The sequence below is a fragment of the Mesorhizobium carmichaelinearum genome, assembly GCF_900199455.1.
Taxonomy (GTDB): Bacteria; Pseudomonadota; Alphaproteobacteria; order Rhizobiales; family Rhizobiaceae; genus Mesorhizobium; species Mesorhizobium carmichaelinearum.
The window spans coordinates 42,756-64,903 of the sequence record NZ_FZQR01000028.1 but is presented as its reverse complement, the minus strand read 5'-3'; the positions used below and the strand labels follow the sequence as shown (position 1 = coordinate 64,903).

General features: G+C 62.9%; 26 protein-coding genes. 10 read left to right on the top strand and 16 right to left on the bottom strand.

What is annotated here, in order from left to right; genetic code table 11:
- Positions 1-126: 126 nt before the first annotated feature.
- On the top strand, positions 127-711 hold the full coding sequence (locus tag CKW40_RS35100) for a DUF1214 domain-containing protein (RefSeq protein WP_095204292.1): 585 nt from the start codon (positions 127-129) through the stop codon (positions 709-711).
- The gene (locus CKW40_RS35095) at positions 704-1,273 is read left to right on the top strand and encodes a DUF1254 domain-containing protein (RefSeq protein WP_095204291.1); all 570 of its coding nucleotides are present in this window, start codon (positions 704-706) and stop codon (positions 1,271-1,273) included. The genes CKW40_RS35100 and CKW40_RS35095 overlap by 8 nt, the downstream gene beginning before the upstream one ends.
- A 61-nt stretch (positions 1,274-1,334) precedes the next feature.
- On the opposite strand, the gene CKW40_RS35090 is transcribed toward CKW40_RS35095, so the two are convergent.
- On the bottom strand, positions 1,335-1,520 hold the full coding sequence (locus CKW40_RS35090; RefSeq protein WP_095204290.1) for a hypothetical protein: 186 nt from the start codon (positions 1,518-1,520) through the stop codon (positions 1,335-1,337).
- A gap of 210 nt (positions 1,521-1,730) precedes the next feature.
- On the opposite strand from CKW40_RS35090, the gene CKW40_RS35085 reads away from it, so the two are divergent.
- Positions 1,731-2,765, top strand: a complete 1,035-nt coding sequence (locus CKW40_RS35085) for a DUF2336 domain-containing protein (RefSeq protein WP_095204289.1) — start codon at positions 1,731-1,733, stop codon at positions 2,763-2,765.
- Here CKW40_RS35085 and CKW40_RS35080 read toward each other — a convergent pair.
- The 3 genes from CKW40_RS35080 to CKW40_RS35070 all read right to left on the bottom strand — a co-directional run bounded on the left by CKW40_RS35080 (position 2,743) and on the right by CKW40_RS35070 (position 5,684).
- The gene (locus CKW40_RS35080; protein WP_095204288.1) at positions 2,743-3,090 is read right to left on the bottom strand and encodes a DUF1491 family protein; all 348 of its coding nucleotides are present in this window, start codon (positions 3,088-3,090) and stop codon (positions 2,743-2,745) included. The genes CKW40_RS35085 and CKW40_RS35080 overlap by 23 nt on opposite strands.
- 70 nt (positions 3,091-3,160) lie before the next feature.
- Positions 3,161-3,961, bottom strand: coding sequence for a peptidoglycan-binding domain-containing protein (locus tag CKW40_RS35075; RefSeq protein ID WP_095204287.1), 801 nt, complete (start codon positions 3,959-3,961; stop codon positions 3,161-3,163).
- The gene (locus tag CKW40_RS35070; protein ID WP_095204297.1) at positions 3,936-5,684 is read right to left on the bottom strand and encodes a sensor histidine kinase; all 1,749 of its coding nucleotides are present in this window, start codon (positions 5,682-5,684) and stop codon (positions 3,936-3,938) included. Before CKW40_RS35070 ends, CKW40_RS35075 begins: the two co-directional genes overlap by 26 nt.
- A gap of 533 nt (positions 5,685-6,217) precedes the next feature.
- Between CKW40_RS35070 and CKW40_RS35065 the strand changes: the two genes are divergently transcribed.
- Both CKW40_RS35065 and CKW40_RS35060 read left to right on the top strand, forming a co-directional pair.
- The gene (locus CKW40_RS35065; RefSeq protein WP_095204286.1) at positions 6,218-6,568 is read left to right on the top strand and encodes a DUF5330 domain-containing protein; all 351 of its coding nucleotides are present in this window, start codon (positions 6,218-6,220) and stop codon (positions 6,566-6,568) included.
- Between the two features lie 119 nt (positions 6,569-6,687).
- Positions 6,688-7,116, top strand: coding sequence for a SufE family protein (locus tag CKW40_RS35060; protein ID WP_095204285.1), 429 nt, complete (start codon positions 6,688-6,690; stop codon positions 7,114-7,116).
- A gap of 93 nt (positions 7,117-7,209) precedes the next feature.
- On the opposite strand, the gene CKW40_RS35055 is transcribed toward CKW40_RS35060, so the two are convergent.
- Together CKW40_RS35055 and CKW40_RS35050 are read right to left on the bottom strand one after the other, a co-directional pair.
- Positions 7,210-7,635: a Ros/MucR family transcriptional regulator gene (locus tag CKW40_RS35055; RefSeq protein WP_010915014.1), complete on the bottom strand. Its 426-nt coding sequence runs from the start codon at positions 7,633-7,635 to the stop codon at positions 7,210-7,212.
- Between the two features lie 451 nt (positions 7,636-8,086).
- Positions 8,087-8,455, bottom strand: coding sequence for an SH3 domain-containing protein (locus CKW40_RS35050; RefSeq protein WP_095204296.1), 369 nt, complete (start codon positions 8,453-8,455; stop codon positions 8,087-8,089).
- Between the two features lie 115 nt (positions 8,456-8,570).
- On the opposite strand from CKW40_RS35050, the gene CKW40_RS35045 reads away from it, so the two are divergent.
- The 3 genes from CKW40_RS35045 to CKW40_RS35035 all read left to right on the top strand — a co-directional run bounded on the left by CKW40_RS35045 (position 8,571) and on the right by CKW40_RS35035 (position 11,859).
- The gene (locus tag CKW40_RS35045) at positions 8,571-10,712 is read left to right on the top strand and encodes a S9 family peptidase (protein WP_095204284.1); all 2,142 of its coding nucleotides are present in this window, start codon (positions 8,571-8,573) and stop codon (positions 10,710-10,712) included.
- Complete coding sequence (locus CKW40_RS35040) at positions 10,691-11,317, top strand: LysE family translocator (protein WP_095204283.1); 627 nt, start codon at positions 10,691-10,693, stop codon at positions 11,315-11,317. The genes CKW40_RS35045 and CKW40_RS35040 overlap by 22 nt, the downstream gene beginning before the upstream one ends.
- 152 nt (positions 11,318-11,469) lie before the next feature.
- Complete coding sequence (locus CKW40_RS35035) at positions 11,470-11,859, top strand: SET domain-containing protein (protein WP_095204295.1); 390 nt, start codon at positions 11,470-11,472, stop codon at positions 11,857-11,859.
- Between the two features lie 76 nt (positions 11,860-11,935).
- Here CKW40_RS35035 and CKW40_RS35030 read toward each other — a convergent pair whose 3' ends face one another.
- The 4 genes from CKW40_RS35030 to CKW40_RS35015 form a co-directional block, all read right to left on the bottom strand.
- Positions 11,936-12,883 carry a c-type cytochrome gene (locus CKW40_RS35030; RefSeq protein WP_095204282.1) on the bottom strand — a complete coding sequence of 316 codons (948 nt, stop codon included), beginning with the start codon at positions 12,881-12,883 and terminating at the stop codon, positions 11,936-11,938.
- A 9-nt stretch (positions 12,884-12,892) separates the two neighbouring features.
- A complete protein-coding gene (locus CKW40_RS35025) occupies positions 12,893-13,330 on the bottom strand; it encodes a c-type cytochrome (protein ID WP_095204281.1) in 438 nt (145 codons plus the stop codon).
- 163 nt (positions 13,331-13,493) lie between these two features.
- Positions 13,494-14,093: a superoxide dismutase gene (locus tag CKW40_RS35020; RefSeq protein WP_013532667.1), complete on the bottom strand. Its 600-nt coding sequence runs from the start codon at positions 14,091-14,093 to the stop codon at positions 13,494-13,496.
- A 176-nt stretch (positions 14,094-14,269) separates the two neighbouring features.
- Positions 14,270-15,148, bottom strand: coding sequence for a branched-chain amino acid aminotransferase (locus CKW40_RS35015; protein WP_095204280.1), 879 nt, complete (start codon positions 15,146-15,148; stop codon positions 14,270-14,272).
- A gap of 153 nt (positions 15,149-15,301) precedes the next feature.
- Here CKW40_RS35015 and CKW40_RS35010 point away from each other — a divergent pair, with 153 nt between their 5' ends.
- Together CKW40_RS35010 and CKW40_RS35005 are read left to right on the top strand one after the other, a co-directional pair.
- Entirely contained in the window at positions 15,302-15,964 is a 663-nt protein-coding gene (locus CKW40_RS35010) for a haloacid dehalogenase type II (protein ID WP_095204279.1), read from the top strand.
- 168 nt (positions 15,965-16,132) lie between these two features.
- Positions 16,133-16,963, top strand: coding sequence for a L,D-transpeptidase (locus CKW40_RS35005; protein ID WP_095204278.1), 831 nt, complete (start codon positions 16,133-16,135; stop codon positions 16,961-16,963).
- Between the two features lie 83 nt (positions 16,964-17,046).
- Here CKW40_RS35005 and CKW40_RS35000 read toward each other — a convergent pair whose 3' ends face one another.
- The 6 genes from CKW40_RS35000 to CKW40_RS34975 form a co-directional block, all read right to left on the bottom strand.
- Positions 17,047-17,859 carry a 3-methyl-2-oxobutanoate hydroxymethyltransferase gene (locus CKW40_RS35000; protein WP_095204277.1) on the bottom strand — a complete coding sequence of 271 codons (813 nt, stop codon included), beginning with the start codon at positions 17,857-17,859 and terminating at the stop codon, positions 17,047-17,049.
- A 9-nt stretch (positions 17,860-17,868) separates the two neighbouring features.
- Positions 17,869-18,651 (bottom strand): hydroxypyruvate isomerase family protein, encoded by a 783-nt coding sequence (locus CKW40_RS34995; RefSeq protein WP_095204276.1) that lies wholly within the window; start codon positions 18,649-18,651, stop codon positions 17,869-17,871.
- A gap of 1 nt (position 18,652) precedes the next feature.
- Entirely contained in the window at positions 18,653-18,964 is a 312-nt protein-coding gene (locus CKW40_RS34990; RefSeq protein ID WP_095204275.1) for a MocE family 2Fe-2S type ferredoxin, read from the bottom strand.
- 105 nt (positions 18,965-19,069) lie between these two features.
- Complete coding sequence (locus CKW40_RS34985; RefSeq protein ID WP_095204274.1) at positions 19,070-19,894, bottom strand: ATP-binding cassette domain-containing protein; 825 nt, start codon at positions 19,892-19,894, stop codon at positions 19,070-19,072.
- Positions 19,894-20,895: an ABC transporter permease gene (locus CKW40_RS34980; RefSeq protein WP_095204294.1), complete on the bottom strand. Its 1,002-nt coding sequence runs from the start codon at positions 20,893-20,895 to the stop codon at positions 19,894-19,896. Before CKW40_RS34980 ends, CKW40_RS34985 begins: the two co-directional genes overlap by 1 nt.
- A 260-nt stretch (positions 20,896-21,155) precedes the next feature.
- A complete protein-coding gene (locus tag CKW40_RS34975; protein WP_095204273.1) occupies positions 21,156-22,136 on the bottom strand; it encodes a sugar ABC transporter substrate-binding protein in 981 nt (326 codons plus the stop codon).
- Between the last annotated feature and the right edge of the window lie 12 nt (positions 22,137-22,148).

Sequence of the window (22,148 nt, the reverse complement as noted above, 5' to 3'; positions counted from 1 at the left end):
GCTTTCGGCGCTTTGACATCTGTCCGGCGTGGGCCAGGCCAATACGCAAATCCATCACGCCCGCTTGCCACAAGGCCTCGCGCCGCGATATCCCCGAGCGGCAATCCTTCATTCACCCGGCCCTTCATGCTCAAGAATGCCTTCCTGATGATGCTTTCGCTTGCCATAGCCATTGGCGGCGGCGGCGCCAGCGTCTGGTATGCGCTGAAGATCCAGGACGGCGTCGGTGCTATCCGCATCGGCCAATGGACCGCCTTCCCCGACATCGGCACGTCGGCTGCCGACCCCTATTCCAAGGCGCGCGTGGCGCGCGAGGGCGTGCTTGCGCTCGGCCGCGCCGAGGGCCTGTCCTTTGTCGCGGAAAATGACGCTGCCGGCGACCAGCTCAAGCGGGAATGCAGCTACAGAATAGAGGGCGGATTTCCGACCGCCCGCTTCTGGACGCTCTATGCCGCCGATCAGTCGCTCGGCGTCGTCGAGACCGGCAAGCCGCGACTTGCAGCGCTTCAGTCCTACGAGATGCTGCGCCAGGCCGACAATTCGGTGATCATTTCGGTCGGCCATCACCCGATGTCCGGCAACTGGCTTCTGACCGACGGTTCCGGACGGATGTATTTCGTCCTGACCTTCTACGACACGCCGATCGCCAGCAGCACCGGACTGTCGGATGTTTCGCTGCCCAGGATCGTGAAGGCCGGCTGCGATGCGTAATGTGCTCGCCGCGATGCGCAGGCTTTTTCACGCCGTCCTGCTCGGCCTGGTCGGCGCCGGCATCGTGCACATCGTCGTGCTGCTTCTGGTGCCGGAATTTTCGGAACGCGACGCCTGGTCGCGGCTGTCGATGGCGTCGGATCTCTACCGGATGAACCGGCTCGATGCCGAGGCGGGTGGCGCGCCGGTGGTGAAATCGGTCGACCCGCTGTTCTATGCAACGGCCTGCCGGTTCGACCTCGAGGAAGGCATGGTCCGGATCAAGGCGCCGGGGAATGTCCCCTTCTGGTCGGTGTCGGTCTATGACCGCAACGGCCACAACATCTATTCCTTCAACGACCATACCGCGACCGACGGCAAGCTTGATGCGGTCGTGCTGACGCCGGCGCAGATGATCGACGTGCGCAAGGACTTGCCCGAGGATTTGCAAGGAGCGATCTTCGTCGAAGCGCCGATCGACGAGGGCATCTTCGTCATCCGCAGCTTCGTGCCGGACGACAGCTGGAAGCCGATCGTGTCGCGCTTTCTCGATAAGAGTTCCTGCGAACTGCAGGATTTCTAGGCCACTGATCAGAGCCCCAGAACCAATGGCCTGACGGATCAGGTCGCGGCTTCAGCAAGGCTCAGTGGTGCGGCACCGGTGTCCGTGGCGATCCCGGCTTGTCGGGCCCGGCAGGCCGCGTCTCGCCGGTGCTGGACCGCTCATAGCGGATGCCGGGAAAGATGATCACCGCCGCCGGTATTTCGGTGGTTTGCTTGGCTCGATTGGTCGGTGCCGCACGCGGCACGAAAGACAGTACCATGCCCATGATTCGCGCATTCCTCTCGGTTTCCCCGGAGCACAACGCAACGCCTCCAAATATCATTAAGGCAGGCAGAGGGTTAACGGAGCGCTAACGGATCGTCGCTAACTTGATCTTTGTCTTGGGGTCAGGACGTTCTGACCGAGGCAATCGCGAAACCGACATAGTCCCGGTTGAGCGCGATCAAGGCTGTGTATCGAGTATCGGGTATCCTTCGTGTCATCTTCGGACTTCAGGCAAATCGCGATACGAACGGAATCGGGCAAGGCCGAAAGGCTGTTCCGCGCCGCGGTGTCGGCGTTCTGCTCGCTGACCCGCCCGTCGCGCCGCGAGATCGGCCAGCTCGAAGACCTGACACTGCCGCTGTTCGACGATGTGTCCGTCGAATCGCGGCGCTACGTGGCCGCAGCCCTTTCCGAATGCGAATATGCCCCCGCAGCACTCGTGCGCCGCCTTTGCGAAGAACCGGTCGACATTGCCGCGCCGCTGCTGATCCGCTCGCGCGCAGTCAGCGATATCGACCTGATCGCGCTGATCGGCCGGCACGGCCTGCCGCATGCGCGCGCCATAGCGCGCCGCAAGGACCTGAACCCGACCATCGCCGATCTGATCAGGGTGCTCGAACGGCCGACACTGGTGCGGGTGCGCGATCCGGAGGTGCAGGCCGCTGCGGCACCAACCGTCGCAGTCGCAAAAGCGGAGGCGGCCGAAGAGAGCGGGACAGGCCAACAGTCTGCCGGTATTGCCGCCGAGAATGCGCGGCGCAGGCTGCGCTCCATGATGCGCACCGGCGACGAGGCGTCGGCGGCGAAGGTCGATGCATTCCCTGGCGCGGATACCTATGTCAAACTGCGCGAGACGGCGCTGACGGGAAACGCCGCCTTCTTCCAGACCGCGCTTGCGGACGCCCTCGACATTGATTTCTCGACCGCGCGATCGCTGACCGCCAACCAGAACTATGCCTCACTGCTTGCAGCACTGCGCTCGCTCGACTTCAGCGAGGACCGGGCATTCCTGATCACGGTCGCCATCTATCCCAGCCTGTTCCCGCATCCGCAGGCCATCCGCACCTATCTCGACCGCTACCGCCTGCTGCATCGCGATGTGGCGCTGGACCGGGTGCGGGGCTGGAAAGCCGAGACCTTGTCCAGGATGGTCCGTGACGCCGCGCCCACAGACAGCGAAAACCGCAAGGCGTCGAACAGCGACGAAGCCGCCGCGCCTGCCCTCAGGGCGTCTTCACGGAAATAAGCTCCTCGACGGGAACGGTGCCGGCCTCGATCTCGACCACCCAGATGTCGGGATCGAATTTTTTCTCCCGTTCCAGACGGGCATCGAGCACGGCCGGATCATCGCCAGCGGTGAGAAGGCTGAAGAAACGGTCGTCGGGCTTGGCCGAATCGTAGCTTGTCTGCGGCGCTGGCCCGTAGAGGGCGACGTCACCCAGCCTGCCCCGCGTCAGCACGAAAACAGCACCGGCCTCGGTCGCGCCACGGTTGACCACGGCGGCAAATCCGCCGGCGCCGAAAACCCGGCGCACCAAGGCAGAGACCCACAAATCCGATGTGACGCGCATGAGACAGCTCCGAAAGCGTGCGGCTATCTAGCGATATTTCCGCCGCTCCGCGAGCCGTCGTTTTCAGGCCTCAGTTGGTCAGGCCGATCTCGCGCATCTTGACGTAGACGATCTCGTCGGGCTCGCCGGTCTGCGGCAGCCCGAACAGCGATTGGAATTCCTTGATCGCCGCCTTGGTGCGCGCGCCGACGACACCATCCAACTGCATGTCGTCATTGCCGAAGGCCTTGAGACCGGCCTGGATCTTGACGATGCGGGGGTCGGGTCCCTGGGTCGGAGCGGCATCCGTCTGCCCGGAATTTGTCTGCCCAGAATTTGTCTGCAAGGACACCGGAACGGCGGCCGGCGGCACGTCGGGACGCGGCTGCGGCTTTGGCACCGAAGCTGTCTTCGGCGTTGCACCAAGCTGATCCAGCAGCAGCGCATCGATTTCGCCGGAAGCGTTGAGCCCGACCTTCTGCTGATAGGCCTGGATGGCCTTGCGCGTGTTGGGGCCGGAAATGCCGTCGACCGTGCCGGGATAGAAGTCGAGGTCCTTCAATATGCCTTGCACCTGCTCGACCACCGGATCGCCCTTCATCGGGGCGGGCGCCGCATTGGGCCGCACGATGTTGATCGTGGTCTCCGGTTCGTCAGAGGCAGTGTGCGGAAATCCCTGGAAGTGGCGGGTGGCGAAGAACGCCCCGGCATGCGGGAAAGGCTGATACCACAGCGCATTGGCCGAGACATAGAACAGCGTCACCAGGAATGCCGTCGATCCGCCGACCAGGACGGGATTGCGCGAAATCATCCCGCCGACGGCTATGGCGCCGTCCTGGAAGGCGTTGCTGCGGCGTTTGACCGCCTTAGGCTGTTTTGCGGAGCGAGCCATTTCTGTCCCCTTTCGCCCTCGTCACCGGCATCGTCAGCACCCCTGCCTGGTTCGCCGGGCGCCCCTTTGGCCCGTTGACCGGCAGGCTGATGGTCACCGTAGTGCCCTCGCCCGGCATGCTTTCGATCGACATGGTGCCTTCGTGCAGCGCCACCAGCCCCTTCACCAGTGACAGGCCAAGGCCGGTCCCCTCGAAACGGCGCGTATAGTCGTTGTGGATCTGCGTGAATGGCTTGCCGAGATTGGCGAAATCCTCCTCGGCAATGCCGATGCCGGTATCCCTGACCCAGAAATGCAGGCGCGAGCCGATCCGCTTGGCGCCGACGACGACATCGCCGCCGTCGGGCGTGAACTTGATGGCATTGGAGACCAGATTGATCAGGATCTGCTGCACGGCGCGGCGATCGGCATTGATGTCACCGGCGTCAGGAGCGATCTGCGTCTGCAGGTCGATGTTCTTGGCCTGCGCCTGCAGCCGCATCATCGACTGGCACATGTCGACGGCTTCCATGAACCGGAACGGCTCCGGTTCCGCCGTGTAGGCGCCCGATTCGATCCTCGACACGTCGAGTATGGATGTCACGACAGCCAGCAGATGCTGGCCGGAATCCCGCACCAGGGTGACATACTCCTTCTGGCGCGGATCCTTGAAGGCACCGAACATCTCATGCAGCAGCATGTCCGAGAAGCCGATGATGGCGTTCAACGGCGTGCGCAGTTCATGGCTGACCACCGCTAGGAACCGGCCCTTGGCCACTTCCGCGGCGGCTGCCGTCTCATTGGCCTGCGCGAGCTCCTCACGCAGCCGGGCCGTCTCGTCATTCTCGCGCAGCACCAGCGTGAAGACGTCGTTCTGCTCCTCGCCACGCAGCAGCTCGAGCAGGAACGGCCGATAATTGTCGGCCATCAAGCGACTGTCATTCTGGCTGTTGCCGCTCTGCGGCAGCCTGATGCGCAAGTCGAGGCGGCGCGAGGCAGCACCGTCACGCATGTCCGCCAGGGCGCTGAGATAGGAGACACGGTCCGACAGGTGGACGCGGTCGAAGAGGCCGGTTCCTGAAAGCAGTTCCGGTGGCAATTTCAAAAGCGTGCGCGCCTTGGCGGACGCATCGAGCACCTCGCCATGGCGGGCGACCCGCAAGACCACCGCATCGATAATGTCTTCCAGCCGGTCGCCGGTATCCAGCGTATCAGCCGCAGCGGCGCTATCGCGGAACGCCGACAGGCGCGGGATCAGCGTCAGCGCCCAGGCCAGCGGCATCAGCCAATGCCAGGCCGCAATCTGCGCGCCCGCGAAGGGCAAGAGAACCCCAGCCAGAGGCTGAAGGGCAATCGCGACAATGGCCGAGACCGCTCCCCACAGGGCCGCGCGCCGCGAGGCGCCGATCCACCAGGCTTCGAAGGGCAACGCCACGGCAAGCATGGCGACAGGAGAACTCAACCCGCCGGCGGCAGCGATCAGACCGCCAAGCGCAACAGCCGCCATCGCGAGCGCGATCGGCGCCGCAGCGGCCATCTTGCCGGTCGCTGCCACCAGCAGAGCGACGAACCAGCACAGACCGAAGGCCGCGAAGATGGCGGCCACGGTCACGGCGGCACCCATGCCTGATGTCACCAGCGTGACCGCGGCACCGGCGGCAAAGAACGGCGCCGCCAGCATGACGCCGATGAAGCGGCGCTGGCGCTCGCGGCCGCTCTGCCCGAGAATCGAGGGATGGACCATACGTTCGCAGCCGGCGGCAATCGCGCCAGGCAATTCAGCGTATCTGGCCTTGATCGGCATCAACTCAACGCACTCACACTCGTCGTGAACAGCTCTGCTTTTGCAGATTGTTTTGATTGGCTCTGAAACTCTCATCCAGCGTTTAAGGAATGGATAAGGCAGCGCCGACCAAAGCCCGGCCTGCGGCAAATATCGGGATGGCAGGGGCCGAAAACCCGGGCAAATGCCGCCATAGTAAATGGAGGGTTATCTCCGGACGCCTGCCGGGAGCGGACCATGGACGGAGGGAGAACCGCCCAAATTTCAGAAAACCGCAATGGAAACAATCTGATAGATAGTTATCAAAAGGTGTCGAAAATCGTCCCGATATGAAACAAATCCACGGCAAAACGCTTCGTTTCGAATTTGCCTAAAATTTGAGGAAAATTCTCTGCGAACGTGCAAGCCGTCCTTTGTGCCTGTGTGCCAACATCCTGCCCATAAAAGAGCTCATGCCATATGACGCATGATCCGGTCACGACGAGAGGCAAGGCATGTTCTTCCTGATAAGAATGGCTTTCTGGTTTTCACTGGTGCTTCTGGCGCTGCCGCTGAGTGTCGGTTCCGACGAGCCGGGCCAGGAAAGCGTCGGGCCGATCCAGGCCCTGTTCGCGGCCCGCGACGCGGTGGGTGACATTGCCGGCATCTGCGAGCGCAAGCCCGATGTCTGTGAAACCGGCAAGTCGGCGATGCACACCATCACCGCCCGCGCCAAGGAAACCGCCAAGATCGCGGCCGCCATGCTGGACGACAAGTCCGCCGGTCCCGACACCTCGACAATGACAGGCAGCGTGCCGCAAGAGGTTGTCCTGCCCGAGACCGTCAACCTGCCGATAAAGAATTAGGCTGCCGATAAAGAATTAAGCCGTTTCGACGGCGCACCGCGGGTCGTCTGCCCTCTCGACGCCCGCGGTGTCCTTGTTTTTTCCGTGACGCGGCGCCGCTGCGTGACTATATCCGGGTCATGACGACCACGATCCAGACGATCCGCGACGATTTTTCGTTCCTCGACGAATGGGAAGACCGTTACCGCTATGTGATCGAACTGGGCGAGGCTCTGCCGCCGTTTCCAGATGAGGAGCGCAACGCCGCCAACAAGGTGCCGGGTTGCGTCAGCCAGGTCTGGCTGACTACCGAGCGCGGACCGGGCAGCGATCCGGTCATCACCTTCACCGGGGATTCGGACGCCCATATCGTGCGCGGGCTGGTCGCCATCATGCTGGCGCTGTTTTCCGGAAGGACCGCCAGCGAAATCCAGAAAACCGATGCGGAAGCGACGCTGAAGACACTCGGCCTGGACGAGCACCTGTCGCCGCAGCGCGCCAATGGCCTTCGCTCGATGGTCAAGCGCATCAAGCGCGATGCCGAGATGGCGCTCAAGCAGACGGCCTGACGCCCCTCCGGTCGGCACGACCCTCACGCGTCCCCAAAATCAAACGGCGCCCGAAGGCGCCGTTGATGTCGGTTCGACCTGGCAAAGCAGCGATTACCGCGCCTTGCGCTTGCGGCCAAGGCCCATCTTCTTGGCGAGCTGCGAGCGGGCTGCCGCATAGTTCGGAGCAACCATCGGATAGCTCGGGTCGAGATTCCACTTTTCGCGATACTGGTCAGGCGTCAGATCATAGTGGGTCATCAGGTGACGCTTGAGCGACTTGAACTTCTTGCCGTCTTCAAGACAGACAATGTAGTCGTCATGAACCGAACGCTTCGGGTTGACAGCCGGCTTCTGCTTGTCGGCAGGAGGCTGTTCGGCGGTTCCGCCCACACGCCCGAGAGCGGCATGGACATCGGATATGAGGTTCGGCAGTTCGCCGACCGGTACGGGATTGTTGCTGACATAGGCGGCCACCACATCGGCGGTCAGCTCGATCAGCGCATCGTTGTTTCTGGAAGGTGTTTCGACAATATCCATGGTCTTCAGGCCCCAACAAGAGTTACGTCGATCTGCGCCCTTTTTTACAGGCAGGGCATTGCGCGAATTTTGAGCAGGTAGAGTTGCTACGATTCGCGTCGCGGGCACATCAATGCGACCACAGAGCAAGTAAGTCAATTCACCCCTGGCATTATATTTATGAATGTTGATCAACTATTCGCCAATCAGCTTCAATCTTTCGTGCATCATGTAATTTTTCGATATTTCGCCCGCCAAACCGGCAATGGCTGACGTTACGTCAGCTCATCGTTACATTCGCGATAACTCACAAAGCAGGTTTCAATGCTCTGGTTTGCTTTGTCATCGCAACGACAATCTTGGTTGTTCACACCTGTCCACAAAACCACAGGTTGCCGCTCATCTTTTTCGCAGGCAACCAGGCGACATGCCTCGCCTGCCGCCCGCCGCGGCACCAATCGTTGGTGGTCGATCAATACGGGGTGATGTACTTGCCGTAGGCCCAGCCGGTGACGAAGGCGCCGTTCTTGGCCGGGTCGTGCCAGACCTCGCACCAGCGATAGCGAACCGTCTGCTGTTGCTTCCATGCCGGTTGATTGGCGGTGTCGAGCAGGTTTATGCCGCCGGTGCACCGTCCGGTCATCTGCAGGACGGTCCCGTTCGGGTATGCGGCCTGTTTCTGCGATGTGCCGGACGGATATTTACGCACATTGAGCGTGTAGCCGAACGGCACATTGGCCACTTGCCAAGCCGCGAATACGGTCGCATGAGACTGGCCAACAACGACCAGAGTCAGCGAAGCAACGGCGAAAGTCGCGGCAATCCGAGATCGAACAGTCATCATCTTCCCTCCCGGCCCATCTCCTGGAGCCGGCACCACCTCTAGGCCGCGGCCCTTGAACCCACCCTGATCGGCGTGTTCATTCACCATTCAAGATAGTTCCAAGCGAGACGCAATGACCAAGACTTCCCGATTTCCGATCGTCAGCCCGCCAACACCGCAGAAGCGGCCGGTTTTCGACACGCATCACGGCATCAAGCGAACCGACGAATATGCCTGGCTGCGGGCCGACAACTGGCAGGAGATGTTCAGGGATCCGTCCCTGCTCGATGCGGGCATCCGCGCCGAACTCGAAGCCGAAAACGCCTACCAGTCGAAGCTGATGGCCGACACGGTCGAGCTCCAAAAGCAGCTTTTCAAGGAGATGAAAGGCCGCATCAAGGAAGACGATTCTTCGGTTCCGATGAAGGACGGGCCCTACGCCTATGGGTCTTCCTTCAAGCTCGGCGGCGAGCAGCCGCGCTATTTCCGTCTGCCGCGCGATGGCGGAGCCGAGCAGATCCTGCTCGACGGCGACCTCGAGGCGGAAGGCAAGGCCTATTTCCGGCTCGGCGGCGTCGATCATTCAGCCGATCATCGCAAGCTCTTGTGGGCCTTCGACGACAAGGGTTCGGAATTCTACACGCTGCGCGTGCGCGACCTTACCGACGGCAAGGAACTGGCAGACCAGATTCCCGCCACCGGCGGTTCGGGCGTGTGGGACGCGGGCAATGACGGGTTCTTCTATACGCGTCTCGACCCCAACCACCGGCCGTCAAAGGTGCTGTTCCACGCGCTCGGACAAGACCCTGAAAACGATCGTCTGATCTATGAGGAAACCGATCCCGGCTTCTTCATGAATGTCGACGGTACGCGCAACAACCAATGGATCATGATCGGCATCAACGATCACGAGACCTCGGAATACCGCCTGTTGAGCGCCAGCGATCCGTTTGCCGAACCCAGGCTGGTTTCGGCACGCGAGACCGGCCTGCAATATGAGCTGGAGGAAGGCGGCGACATCTTCTTCATCCTGACCAATGCGGACGGGGCGAAGGACTTCAAGATCATGACGGCGCCGGCAAGCGATCCGGTCCGCGCCAACTGGCAGGAACTGGTGGCGCATGAGCCGGGCCGGCTGATCCTGTCGGTGATCGGCTTCAAGGACCATGTGGTCCGGCTCGAGCGCAAGGAGGGCCTGCCGCGCATCGTCGTGCGCGACCGCGCCAATGGCGAAGAGCATCTTCTGTCGCTCGATGAGGAGGCTTTCTCGCTCGGTCTGTCAGGCTCCTATGAATACGACACCGAGATCATGCGCTTTTCCTATTCGTCGATGACGACGCCGGCGCAGGTGTTCGACTACAATATGCGCAGCCGCGAGCGGGTGCTGCTCAAGACCCAGGAAGTGCCATCCGGCCACGATGCGGACCATTATGTCACCAGGCGGCTGATGGCACCCGCCGCCGACGGCGAGCTGGTGCCGATCTCGCTTCTGCACCATCGCGACACGCCGCTCGATGGATCGGCACCGTGCCTGCTCTACGGCTACGGCTCCTACGGCATCACCGTGCCGGCGGCCTTCAACACCAACTGCCTGTCGCTGGTCGACCGCGGCTTCGTCTACGCCATCGCTCATGTCCGTGGCGGCAAGGACAAGGGTTACGGCTGGTACGATGACGGCAAGCGGGCGCACAAGATGAACACGTTTACGGATTTCATCGCCTGTGCGCGCCACCTCGTTGCCGAGCGCTATACCGCGCATGACCGCATGGTCGCGCAAGGCGGCTCGGCCGGCGGCATGCTGATGGGTGCCATCGCCAACATGGCGCCGGACTGCTTTGGCGGCATCGTCGCCGAGGTTCCCTTCGTCGACGTGCTCACCACCATGCTCGACGCGACCCTGCCACTGACGCCGCCGGAATGGCCGGAATGGGGCAATCCGATCGCGTCGGCCGATGACTACCGCACCATCGCCGCCTACTCGCCCTACGACAATGTCGCCGCCCTCGACTATCCGCCCATCCTGGCGCTCGCCGGCCTCACCGATCCGCGTGTCACCTATTGGGAACCGGCCAAATGGGTGGCGCGGCTGCGCGACCGCAAAAGCGGCCACAATCCGGTGCTGTTCAAGATCAACATGGATTCCGGCCATGCCGGCGCGTCCGGCCGGTTCTCAAGGCTTGAGGAAATCGCTTATACCTATTCCTTCGCGCTGAAGGTGACGGGCAAGGCGCAGCTCGCCGAGGAACCGCTCAAATTATCGATCTGTCCACTTTGATTGCCTATATCGCCGTCGTGCTCGGCTTTGTCTTTATTCCGGGTCCGGCCACGCTGCTGACGATCGCCCGGGCAACGAGTTCGGGAACGAAGGTCGGGATCGCGACCGGCGCCGGGATCGCGGCCGGCGACATATTTCACACGATCATGGCGATGGTCGGCATCTCGGCGATCATCGCCACCTCGGCGACACTGTTCAGCATCGTAAAATACATCGGCGCGGCCTATCTCGTTTACCTCGGCATCCGCGCGATCATCGAGAAGGCGCCGACCGATCCAACTGCCGGCGCGCTTGCGATCTCGGCCGGCAAGGCGTTTCGACAGGCTGTCCTGACTGAAGTGCTCAACCCCAAGACCGCGCTTTTCTTCCTCGCCTTCCTGCCTCAGTTCGTGCGTCCCGAAAACGGAACCGTGATGCTTCAATTGGCCGTATTGGGAATTGTCTTCGTGATGCTCGGTCTTTTCAGCACGGTCGTCTTTGCCGTGAGCGCCGGTCGCCTCGGCGCTTTCCTGCGCCGAAATCCGACCGTGCTGAAATGGCAGGGCAAGGTTGTCGGCGGCATCTACTGCGCCCTGGGCGTGCGTCTGGCGCTGCAGCAACGCTGAGGGCTCCGGGCAGCACGTTCACTTTTGGATTTGGCGATCATGACTTTTTGAATTCCGCATCGCTCATTTCCACTCGCAATTGTGATGGTCGCGCGTTACCCAATGCACGACTTTCCCGGGCGATGAAGCCCGCACGCGCACAAGGGTCCATTATGCTGCTCGTCGACGTCTATCTCGACAAATCGCCCATTCAAGGTATCGGTGTCTTTGCCAAGCACCACATCCCCAAGGGCACGCTGATCTGGAAGCTCGACCCCCGCTTCGACCGGATCATCGACGTCGAGACCTATGAGGGCGAGACCGGGCCGGTGAAAAACTACCTCGACCGCTATTCCTACCCAGACCGGCGCGATCCGTCCTATATCGTCTTCGAAGCCGACGACGCCCGCTACATGAACCATGACGACGAGCCGAATTGCGATGTCTCCTCGCCCGAGGAAACCTACGCCTTGCGCGACATCGCACCCGGCGAGGAACTGACCTGCAACTACAATCATTTCTTCGAGACGGGCTTCGATTTCCTCGGCGACCGGCATCTGTAATCTGGAGCGCGCGGCATTCAGCCACCGCGCTTCGTGCATGTCGTTTACAAGGCCGGTGGGTTGGGGCGGACGGGCATCAATTCGCGGCCGGTTTGCGTGCGGGATAACCGTTCGGGTGCGGCGGTACGGCCTTGAGGTAGGCGGCGATCGCGGCACGATCCTCCGGTGTCAGCTCAGCCATGTTGCGCTGCACGTCGACCATGGCGCCGCCGACGGAATCGAAATCGGGCGTGAAGCCGGTTTCGAGGTAGTTGGCGATCTCAGCTTCCGACCAGTTGGCGAGGCCGCCGCCCGATGTGATGTTGGGCACGATGCCCGAGCCTTCGGCGGCCACCGCACCGGCCAGCCACTCGCTTTTCTTGGTGCCGCCTGCGAAGTCGCGCGGCGTGTGGCATTCGCCGCAATGACCAGGCCCCTCGACCAGATAGCGGCCCGCCACCACCTGATCGCGCGTACCACCGGCCAAGGCGACAACCGGCTGGTCGCTGAGATAGAGGCGTTTCCACAGGCCGATGCCGCGACGGATGTTGAAGGGGAAACCGAGCGAATTGGCCGGCGCCTTGCCGGCGACTGCGGGCAGCGTCTTCAGGAAGGCATAGAGATCGGCAATGCCCGATGGCTTCATGCGGGCGTAGGACGCATAGGGAAAGGCCGGATAGAAATGCTCGCCGGACGGCGACACGCCCTTGAGCATGGCGTTGGCGAGATCCTCGACCGACCACGCACCGATGCCGTCCTTGGGGTCCTGCGAAATGTTGGGCGGAACGAAAGTACCGAACGGGGTCTTGAGTTGGAGGCCACCGACCAGTTGAAGCCGCGCATCGCCCTGCGAACCCGGCTTCGCGTGGCAGGAGGTGCAGCCGCCGGCATAGAAAATGCGCTTGCCCTTGGTCGCGTCGCCCGGCCCGAGTTGTGCCAGGGCCGCCGCATCCAGTTTCACCGGTGCCGAAAGCAGCCAACCGGCAGCCGCGCCGGCGCCGCCCAGAATGAGGGCCGCGCCGACGAGCTTCTTCAGCCATGCCATATCAGGCAATCAGCTCTTCTTGATCCTGTACCCCTGATGGCAGGTGCCGCAATCCGAGCCCATAGCGCCGACTTGCGCTTTCAGCGCGTCGACGTCGGCGGGAGCCGCCGCGACCGCGGCCTTGACGTCGGCCAGATACTTGTCCCCGGTGGCCTTGAAGCCGGCCATGTCTTCCCAGATTTTCGGCCCCGCCGTGGTGTCGCCGGTATCGCTGCCTTTCGGGAACAACGCGTCGACATCGAACTTCTCAGCATTCGCCTGCAGCGCCTGCAGTTGCGTCAGCACGGCTGTGGCGTCAAAGGGCTCCTCGCCCTTGGCCACTTTCGACAGGCCGCCGACGATCTTTCCGCGCTCCTTCATCAGAGCCTGCCGGTCGAGGATCGGATCGGCAAAGGCCGCCGAACCGGCGAAGGCGAGCATTGAGATGGCGATGACAAGCTTTCTCATTCATTTGGCTCCAGGACGAAGGTATTTTGGGACAGAACGTCAACGGATGCGGCGGACGGATTATTCCCTTTGCTCGGACGATTTTTTGCCGGGCCTTCGCAGCCACCGACGTCGATACGGAAAAGAAAAGCCCCGGGTTTGCCGGGGCTTTTCTGACGATCGATTACTTCGCCTTTTCGTAGAGTTCCAGCACGTGATCCCAGTTGATCAGGCTGTCGACGAACGCCTCGAGATATTTTGGGCGGGCGTTGCGGTAGTCGATGTAATAGGAATGTTCCCAGACGTCGACGCCGAGGATCGGCGAGGCACCATGAACGAGCGGGTTTTCGCCGTTCGGGGTCTTCGAAATCGCCAGCTTGCCGTCCTTGACGGAAACCCAGGCCCAGCCCGAACCGAACTGCGTCGTGCCGGCAGCGATGAAATCAGCCTTGAACTTGTCGTAGCCGCCGAGATCGCTGTCGACCGCCTTCTGCAGCGCGCCCGGCAGCTTGTTGCCGCCGCCGCCCTTCTTCATCCACTTCCAGAAATGGATGTGGTTGTAGTGCTGCGCGGCATTGTTGAAGAGGCCGGCATTCTTGCCGAACGACTGCTTGACCACCTCTTCGACCGACAGGTCGCCAAGGCCCGCCTCGGCGGCCAGCTTGTTGCCGTTGTCGACATAAGCCTTGTGGTGCTTGTCGTGGTGATACTCCAGCGTCTCTTTCGACATGTAGGGCTGCAAGGCCTCATAGTCGTAGGGCAGAGCGGGCAATTCAAAAGCCATGGGTAGTACTCCCTCGTGGAAAAATCCGGTGTGGATACCGGATTAAGATAGGTCTGGATTGAGCTGGAACAACTCCGGAATGAAGCGCCGGTTCCCTTTCTAAGCGGGTTCCGGAAAACTGTCACACGGTTTTCCTGCGGCAAAGCAGGCAGCGACAAAAAGGCCGGGCTGGCGCGTCAGCCGGCCGATTTCGAATGCGCCCAATCCCAATAGAGCTCGCGCGCCTTCTTGGCCACCGGCCCGGGTTGCAGATTGCGATCCTCGATGCGCGTGATCGGCACCACCTTGGAATGGTTGCCGGTCGAGAAAATCTCGTCCGCTTCGAGGAAATCGCGAACCGACAGCGTCTTTTCCGTCGTCTTGAAGCCGTACTCGCCGAGCAGCGTCATCGTGCGCGAGCGGGTGATGCCGGACAGGAAGGTGCCATTCGGCGCCGGCGTCAGCACGTGGCCATCCTTGACCAGGAAGATGTTGGAGCTTCCGGTCTCGGCGACATTGCCCAGCATGTCGAGCACCAGCGCATTGTCGAAGCCGCGCATCTTGGCTTCGAGGATGGCACGGCCATTGTTGGGATAGAGGCATCCGGCCTTGGCGTTGGTCGGCATGGTTTCGATGGTCGGGCGCCGGAACGGCGACACCGTCACCGAAAATCCGGTCGGCGGGATCATCGGCGATTCATAGAGGCAGAGACAGAAACGCGTCGATGCGGGATCGGCCGGCACGCCCATGTAGCCGCCATGCTCGGCCCAGTACATCGGCCTGATATAGACCGCCGTCTTGCCGTCGAATTTCTTCAATCCGTCCCAGGTCAGCCCGACGATCTGTTCGGGCGACATGTTCGGCTTGAGACCGAGCGCTATCGCCGAGGCGTTTACCCGCCTGGCATGGAGGTCGAGGTCGGGCGCCACGCCCTCGAACCAGCGCGCCCCGTCGAACACGCTGGTGCCCAGCCACATGGCATGGCTGCGCGGGCCCAGAATAGCGACATTGCCCTCGTACCAGTCCCCGTCGACGAAGGTCCATGTCGCGGATTGCGCCGCTGCCGCCAGTGTCATTGCGTTGTCCCGTTCCGATCAATTGTGTGACAACATTGGATGATGCTTTGGCCGCTGCCGTCAACGGGCATCGGGGAGTTTTATTGAGGCCAGCGGCGGGCGCGATGCAATCAAGGCTTGCACCTTGCCCCGCCTCGCCTCAAAACTGTTGCCATGCAATACGCCGCCTATGTTTTCGACGCCTACGGCACGCTGTTCGACGTGCATGCCGCCGTGCGCCGCCATGCCGACCAGATCGGGCCCGACGGCCAGTTGCTGTCCGAAATCTGGCGCGCTAAGCAGCTCGAATATTCCTGGGTGCGCACGCTGATGGGCGCCTATGCGGATTTCTGGCAACTGACCGAACAGGCGCTCGACTTCGCCTTGCGCAAGGTCCCTTCGGCAGATCCCGGTCTCAGAGCAAAATTGCTGGAAGCCTACTGGCGGCTGGATTGCTACCCGGAAGTGCCGGCCGTGCTGAAAGCGCTCAAGGCTTCGGGAGCCAGGCTGGCGATCCTTTCCAACGGCTCGCCCGAAATGCTGGAAGCGGCGGTCAAATCCGCCGCACTCGACCAGGTTCTGGACGACATCTATTCCGTCGATGCGGTGCGGCGTTTCAAGACAGATCCGGCGGTCTACGACATGGTTGCCACCGGCTGGCGGCTCTATCCCGGCGCGGTGTCCTTCCAGTCCTCCAACCGCTGGGACGTTGCGGGCGCCACCAAATTCGGCTTCCGCACAGTGTGGATCAACCGCTCCAACCAGCCCGAGGAGTACCGGGACTTCCCGCCGGCGCTGATCCTGCCGACCCTCGAAGCTTTGGTGCCCGGTAGCTAGGCCTGTGTCCCAGGCGCCACAGTGGCGGCGCAGTCACAGCTTCGCCTTTGTTTGTCCACGTTCGGGCCAGAATCGGAACCGCCTATCGCGCCAGGTGTTGTCAGGCACCTGCAACGGCGATCGGCGTATTGACGCTTTGTTGCGATTTGAGTCTTAAAGAAGGCAGCCATGTCCATAGCCGAAATCGAATCCTATCGCCTGAGCCGTCGCGGCTTCCTCAACGCCGCAGCATTGGGCGCCGCCTCGATCGCGGTTTCCGCATGCGCCACCACCGGTCCCGAGCCGGTCGAGCCGCCGCCGCCAGCCTATGTCGAGCCGCCGCTTGCCGATTATGCGTCGATGTACGCGGCCGTCAGTGATGGCGGCTTCGACCTGCCGGCCATCCCCGTCGACAGGATCGATCCGCAGTTCCTGCGCCAGATCGTTCCCGACCCGACCGGGCAGAAGCCGGGAACCATCGTCGTCGATACGACAGGCCATTTCCTCTATCTGGTTCGTCCAGGCGGCCAGGCGATCCGCTACGGCGTCGGCCTCGGCCGCGCCGGCTTCGAATGGTCGGGCGACGCCGTCGTCCAGTGGAAGCAGAAATGGCCGAAATGGACGCCGCCGGATGAAATGGTCGCCCGGCAGCCGGAATTGAAGCAGTACAGCGCCGACAATGGCGGCATGCCCGGTGGGCTGAAAAACCCGCTCGGCGCCCGCGCGCTCTATCTCTTCCAGGGCAATGTGGACACTCTCTATCGCCTGCACGGCTCGCCGGAATGGAAGTCGATCGGCAAGTCGGTGTCGTCGGGCTGCGTGCGCCTGATCAACCAGGACATCATCGACCTCTACGACCGCGTGCCGTCGAAAACCCCTGTCATCGTGACCAGCGACGCCAGCCAGCCGATGGTGGCGGCAGCGACGGCGAACCACAAGGCCATCCCGATCGACGCCGGCGTGCCGGACGGATCGGTGCTGCTCGGGCCGGTCAAGGCGGTCACGAACGCCATCTTCTGAGTTTGTCGAAGGAGCGGCGGACAACCGTCGCTCCCTCCATGCATGCCGGTGCCGACAGCCTACGATTTCAGGGGCGGCATCCGTCAGAGGCCAAGCAGAGCCCTGAACGCCGCAAGCTCCTCGTCGGTGATGGCGACCACGTGCTGCGGCTCGGGATAGGCGCCGGTCTTCACGTCGGAGATGAACTCGCGATAGGCGGCGATGCGCTCGCGTTGCAGCCGCTCATACTCGGCGGCGAAGTTGCGGTAGGTCTTGGCGTGGCGCGGTCTGTGGCCTGATGTGTGGCCGAGCACGTCCTCGCTGAACAGATACTGCGCGTCGGCGTGCGGTCCGGCGCCCATGCCAAGCATGATCATCGGCGTACTCCTGGTGATCAGTTCGGCAATCCGGTCCGGCACCACTTCCAGCTCGGCGCCGAAGCAGCCGATGGTTTCCAGCCGCTTGACGTGATCCCACACCGCACGCGCGCTGTCGGCCGTCCTGCCGACGGCCTTGAAGCCGCCGGTCCAGGTGCATTGCGAGGGGATCAGCCCGACATGGGCAACGACCGGCACGGCGTTGTCGCAAAGCGTCTTCTGGATATCGAGCGAGGCGGCGCAGTAGAAACAATCGCCGCCGATGCGCATGAAGTGGTAGGCGGTTTTCAGATAGTCCTCCGCCGTGACCAGATTGCCGGCGGGGCCGTAGGGAAGCCCGACCTGGACGAAGCAGCGGCCGGCCGCCTCGCGCATCTCGGGCGAGAAAAAGCGGCCCTCGATCGAAAGCATGTCGACGCCGGCCGCGTCCGCCGCCGCCGCCTCTTCGAGCGAGGTAACGTAGAGCATGGAAATCTTCTGGCCGCGGCCCTTCATGGCGCGGATGTCGGCGACGGTCGGGCGGCTGTTCTTGGTGACCATTTTGTTCCCTCAGACGGTGAAAGCTTCGCGGAAGGCTTGCAGGGCCGCTTCGGGGTCACCGGAGGCGAACGCCTCCATGCCCACCGGCCCGCGGTAGCCCATGTCCTTCAGGGCATGGGCGATGCCTCCATAGTTGATCTCGCCCGTGCCAGGCTCCATGCGTCCGGGCACGTCGGCCACCTGGACCTCGCCGATCCAGGGCAGGCAAGCGCGGCACAGTTCGATCAAATTCCCCTCGCCGATCTGCGCATGGTAGAGATCGAGGTTGAGGCGCAGGCCAGGGCGATTGACGCTCGAGACCAGCGCCAGCGTGTCTTGCGCGCGCCCGAACGGCACGCCGGGATGGTCGACCGGCAGGTTCAAATTCTCCAGCGTGAAGGTCACGCCTTCCGCCTCGGCAAGGTCGGCGATGCGGTTCAGCGTGTCGCGCGCCTTGAGCCACATGGCGCCGGTGACGGCCTCGCAAGGCGTGACCGGCAGGCCGCCTTCGCCGAGCCCGGTGCCGTGCAGATTGAGCCGCGCGACGCCGAGGCGCTTGCCGACCGCCGCCGTCTCCCTGGCCGTCTTCAACAGCTCGGCGGCGCCCTCGTCGTCGGCAAGCCTGCCGCGCAGATACCCGTTCATGATCGAGAAGGTCGCGCCGGATCTTTCCAGCATCGCAAGGTCATGGTCCGGCCAGTTCCACAGGCCGACCTGAAAACCCATTTCGGTAAGGCGCTTGACGCGCCATTCCATCGGCCGGTCGCGCCAAAGCATTTCGACGCAAGCCGCAAGCGTAAACGTATCGGACATGTCAGACCTCGATGTACACGCGGCCGTCCTCGACCTTCGTGGTGTAGGTTTTCAGGTTCACGCAGACCGGCGCGCGCAGCGCTTCGCCGGTCCGGTAATCGAACACGCCGCTGTGCTTCGGGCATTCGATCCTGTGTTCCAAAACCAGCCCTTCGCTCAGATGCACCTTCTCATGCGTGCACAGCCCATCGGTGCAGAAGAGCGCATCGTCGGGACTGCGGTAGATGGCGAATGTCCGGCCCTCGTGATCGAAGCGGATGACGTCCTCTTCGTCGATGTCATCGGTTGCGCACGCATCAATCCATTTTGCCATTGTCACTCTGCCGTCTGTTCTTTGGTTGGTCGAAAAGGCGGCCGGCGGGATTCCGCCGGCCGCCCAGGAAGATGCCCGGGAGGAGGAGATGGGCGTCTTCACTGATCATGCATGGCTCGCACCGTGCGGCGCATGCCCGTCATCGGTGGCGGAGAAGCTCTCGATCTCGGCTTCGAGCTCGGCCATCTGCTCGCCGCCCGCCATCAGGTCGGTGATCGCCTCGCGACTTTTCTCGCCCTTGCGGAAGTCGGCGGCCTTGGCGCCTCTGATGAGCACGGCAAAATGATCGCCGACGGTGAGCGCATGCACGACATTGTGGGTGATGAAGATCACCGCGATGCCTTTGCGGCGCGCCTGGAGCACGATGCGCAGCACATGCGCCGCCTCCTTGACGCCGAGCGCCGCGGTCGGCTCGTCGAGGATCAGCACGCTGGCGCCGAAATGCACGGCGCGTGCGATCGCCAGTGCCTGGCGCTCGCCGCCTGACAGTCCGCCGACCAGGCGGTCGCCGTCGTCGATGCGGGTGATGCCGAGCTGGCGCATCTCGGTGACGGCGATCTCGTTGGCCCGTTTGCGGTCGTAGATGGTGAGCGGCCCCCAGCGCCGCGTCAGCTCGGCGCCGACGAAGAAGGAGCGGCCGATGCTCATCAGCGGGAATGTCCCGCCGAACTGGTGGACGGTGGCGATGCCATGGTCGCTGGCGTCGCGGGGGCTGTCGAAGGCGACCGATCTGCCGTCCATCTCCATCGTGCCCGACGTCGGCTTGTGGACACCGGAGAGGATCTTGATCAGCGTCGACTTGCCGGCGCCGTTGTCGCCGAGCAGGCAAAGTACTTCGCCTCTGTTGACCTCGAGCGAGATGTCGTGGAGCACGTCGATCGGACCGAACGACTTGTTGATTGCGGTCAGCCTGAGCAGGGGCGTGGTCATCAGCGTGCCCTCGGTTTGGTGCGCGGCGCGTAGGTCAGTGCCATTGTGCGGAAGGTGTTGTTCATCAGCACGGCGGCCAGCAGCAGGACGCCGATGATCAGGCTTGCCCAATTGGCGTCGAAGCCGGTGTAGAAAATGCCCTGGTTGACGATGGCGAAGGTCAGCGTGCCCAAGACGATGCCGACCACCGAACCGTAGCCGCCGGTGAGCAGCACGCCGCCGATGACCACCGCGATGATCGAGTTGAAGATGAAGGACTGCCCGGCGGCCACCTGGGCGCTGTTGTAGAGGATCGCCTGCGACATGCCGACGAAGGAGGCGCACAGGCTGCTGCTCATGAACAGCGCGATGGTCACCCGATCGGTCGGGATGCCGGCATTGCGGGCGCTGACGGCGTCGCCGCCCATGGCCAGGATCCAGTTGCCGAAACGCGAGAAATTCAGGATGAAGCCGACGATCAAGACGGCGGCGATCCACCAGAACAGCGTCACCTCGAACTTGCCGCCGAGATAGTCGCCGAACAGCAGCTTGGCGGTGGGGCCGCTCTTCAGCGCGACGCTGGTGCTGCCGGACAGGATGACCGAAAGGCCGAGCGTCAGTCCGGCCAATGCGAACAGCGTGGCGAGCGTGACGACGAAGGACGGCACCTTGGTGCGGATCACCAGCACGCCGTTGATGAAGCCGACGGCGAGCCCAAGGCCAAGTGCTGCGAGGATGCCGACGACGATCGGCAGGCCATAATGGCCCGACAGGATGGCGATGGTCATCGAACTGGCGGGGACCATCGAGCCGACGGAGAGATCGAGATGCCCGGCGATCATCAGCAGCCCGATGGGAAGCGCGATGATGCCGAGTTCCGAGGCGACGTTGAGCCAGCTCGCGGCACCGCCGGCCGACATGAAATTGGCACCGCCGAAGACCGAGAAGAAGACCAGAACGGCGACCATGCCGATCAGCGAGCCGACTTCGGGCCGGCGCACGAGGCTGCCGATCGAGGGCATCGAAGAATGCGGGGCGGGCGGCGCGGTGGCTGCCGCGGCGGGCTGGTGATGGGCTTGGGATGTCATCGAAATGTCCCTGGCGTTGTGGCTTGAAATATGGCTCCCCCTTCTCCCCTTGTGGGAGAAGGTGTCGCCGCAGGCGACGCATGAGGGGTGCTCCAGCTTGGCAAGGACGGCGATCCGTCACGCACGCCCTCATTCGTCTCGGCGCTGCGCGCCGATCCACCTTCTCCCACAAGGGGAGAAGGTGAGGCGTAGCGTTATCGAGCGCCGGCCGCGGCACCGGCCATTGTCGCGTCGACATTGGCAGAGTCGACGATCCCTGGTCCGGTCAGCACCGGCTTGGTCGGCAGGTCGAGCCCATAATTGACGAAGCCGTTCAGCAGCGACACCGCGAGATAGCCCTGTAGATAAGGCTGCTGGTCGACCGCGAACATCTGCGTGCCGGCCTTGATGCGCTGCAGGCCGGTCTCGTCCATGTCGAAGGAAGCGAGCTTGACCTTGTCGCCGGCATTGGCCTGGCTGATGGCGTTGGCGGCGCTGTTGGCGTCGCCGGCGCTGATGGTGATAACGCCGTCGATGGTGTTGTCCTTCAGCACGGCGGCCTTGATCGCCTCAGCGACCGCGGTCGGGTTGCCGAAGCTGGATGAAGGCAGCGGCAACTGGCTCGATTTGCCGCCGCTCTTGGCGATGGCGTCGGCAATGCCCTTGCAGCGGTCTTCGGTGTTGGTGGCACCCGGCAAGGTGTTGACGCACAGCACGTTCTTGGCGCCATGGCTGCCGTAATAGGTGCCGCCGCCAAGGCCGGCGGCGTATTCCTCATTGCCGACATAGTTCATGGCGCCGAGCCGCTTGGCCGCGTCCATGCCGCCGGAATTGTAGATGATGAGCGGCACACCTGCCGCAACGACTTCCTTGAAAGCGTCGTCCATGGCTTCCGGCACCCAGTCGGGGCCGACAATGGCGCTCGGCTTCTGGCTGAGCGCGGTGCGGATCAGCTTGGCGGCGTCCGGACCGAGATTGTCGTAGTTCTGCGGACCGAGCCAGGTCACCGAACCGCCGGTCAGTTCGGCGACCTTGCCGGCATCGTCGGCGCCCTTCTTGACCTTCGACCAGAACGGGTCGTCCGCCTTGCCGCCGATGACGAAGATCTTCGCCCCGTCAGCCATTGCCGAGGTGGCCGATGTCGCCGCCACGCCCGCAAGCATGATTGCCGTCAGCAGTTTCGTGATATTTTTCATTTCATTCCTCCC

Coding starts and splice junctions, on each gene's coding strand:
- CKW40_RS35000 (WP_095204277.1), bottom strand. CDS start 17,859: ATGGTCACCAAGAACAGCCGCCCGACCGTCGCCGACATCCGCGCCATG.
- CKW40_RS35030 (WP_095204282.1), bottom strand. CDS start 12,883: ATGGCATGGCTGAAGAAGCTCGTCGGCGCGGCCCTCATTCTGGGCGGC.
- CKW40_RS35055 (WP_010915014.1), bottom strand. CDS start 7,635: ATGGATATTGTCGAAACACCTTCCAGAAACAACGATGCGCTGATCGAG.
- CKW40_RS35060 (WP_095204285.1), top strand. CDS start 6,688: ATGACGACCACGATCCAGACGATCCGCGACGATTTTTCGTTCCTCGAC.
- CKW40_RS35080 (WP_095204288.1), bottom strand. CDS start 3,090: ATGCGCGTCACATCGGATTTGTGGGTCTCTGCCTTGGTGCGCCGGGTT.
- CKW40_RS35095 (WP_095204291.1), top strand. CDS start 704: ATGCGTAATGTGCTCGCCGCGATGCGCAGGCTTTTTCACGCCGTCCTG.
- CKW40_RS34985 (WP_095204274.1), bottom strand. CDS start 19,894: ATGACCACGCCCCTGCTCAGGCTGACCGCAATCAACAAGTCGTTCGGT.
- CKW40_RS35100 (WP_095204292.1), top strand. CDS start 127: ATGCTCAAGAATGCCTTCCTGATGATGCTTTCGCTTGCCATAGCCATT.
- CKW40_RS35005 (WP_095204278.1), top strand. CDS start 16,133: ATGTCCATAGCCGAAATCGAATCCTATCGCCTGAGCCGTCGCGGCTTC.
- CKW40_RS35045 (WP_095204284.1), top strand. CDS start 8,571: ATGACCAAGACTTCCCGATTTCCGATCGTCAGCCCGCCAACACCGCAG.
- CKW40_RS35075 (WP_095204287.1), bottom strand. CDS start 3,961: ATGGCTCGCTCCGCAAAACAGCCTAAGGCGGTCAAACGCCGCAGCAAC.
- CKW40_RS35025 (WP_095204281.1), bottom strand. CDS start 13,330: ATGAGAAAGCTTGTCATCGCCATCTCAATGCTCGCCTTCGCCGGTTCG.
- CKW40_RS34980 (WP_095204294.1), bottom strand. CDS start 20,895: ATGCCCTCGATCGGCAGCCTCGTGCGCCGGCCCGAAGTCGGCTCGCTG.
- CKW40_RS35050 (WP_095204296.1), bottom strand. CDS start 8,455: ATGACTGTTCGATCTCGGATTGCCGCGACTTTCGCCGTTGCTTCGCTG.
- CKW40_RS35035 (WP_095204295.1), top strand. CDS start 11,470: ATGCTGCTCGTCGACGTCTATCTCGACAAATCGCCCATTCAAGGTATC.
- CKW40_RS35065 (WP_095204286.1), top strand. CDS start 6,218: ATGTTCTTCCTGATAAGAATGGCTTTCTGGTTTTCACTGGTGCTTCTG.
- CKW40_RS35015 (WP_095204280.1), bottom strand. CDS start 15,148: ATGACACTGGCGGCAGCGGCGCAATCCGCGACATGGACCTTCGTCGAC.
- CKW40_RS35070 (WP_095204297.1), bottom strand. CDS start 5,684: ATGGTCCATCCCTCGATTCTCGGGCAGAGCGGCCGCGAGCGCCAGCGC.
- CKW40_RS35010 (WP_095204279.1), top strand. CDS start 15,302: ATGCAATACGCCGCCTATGTTTTCGACGCCTACGGCACGCTGTTCGAC.
- CKW40_RS35020 (WP_013532667.1), bottom strand. CDS start 14,093: ATGGCTTTTGAATTGCCCGCTCTGCCCTACGACTATGAGGCCTTGCAG.
- CKW40_RS34990 (WP_095204275.1), bottom strand. CDS start 18,964: ATGGCAAAATGGATTGATGCGTGCGCAACCGATGACATCGACGAAGAG.
- CKW40_RS35090 (WP_095204290.1), bottom strand. CDS start 1,520: ATGGGCATGGTACTGTCTTTCGTGCCGCGTGCGGCACCGACCAATCGA.
- CKW40_RS34995 (WP_095204276.1), bottom strand. CDS start 18,651: ATGTCCGATACGTTTACGCTTGCGGCTTGCGTCGAAATGCTTTGGCGC.
- CKW40_RS34975 (WP_095204273.1), bottom strand. CDS start 22,136: ATGAAAAATATCACGAAACTGCTGACGGCAATCATGCTTGCGGGCGTG.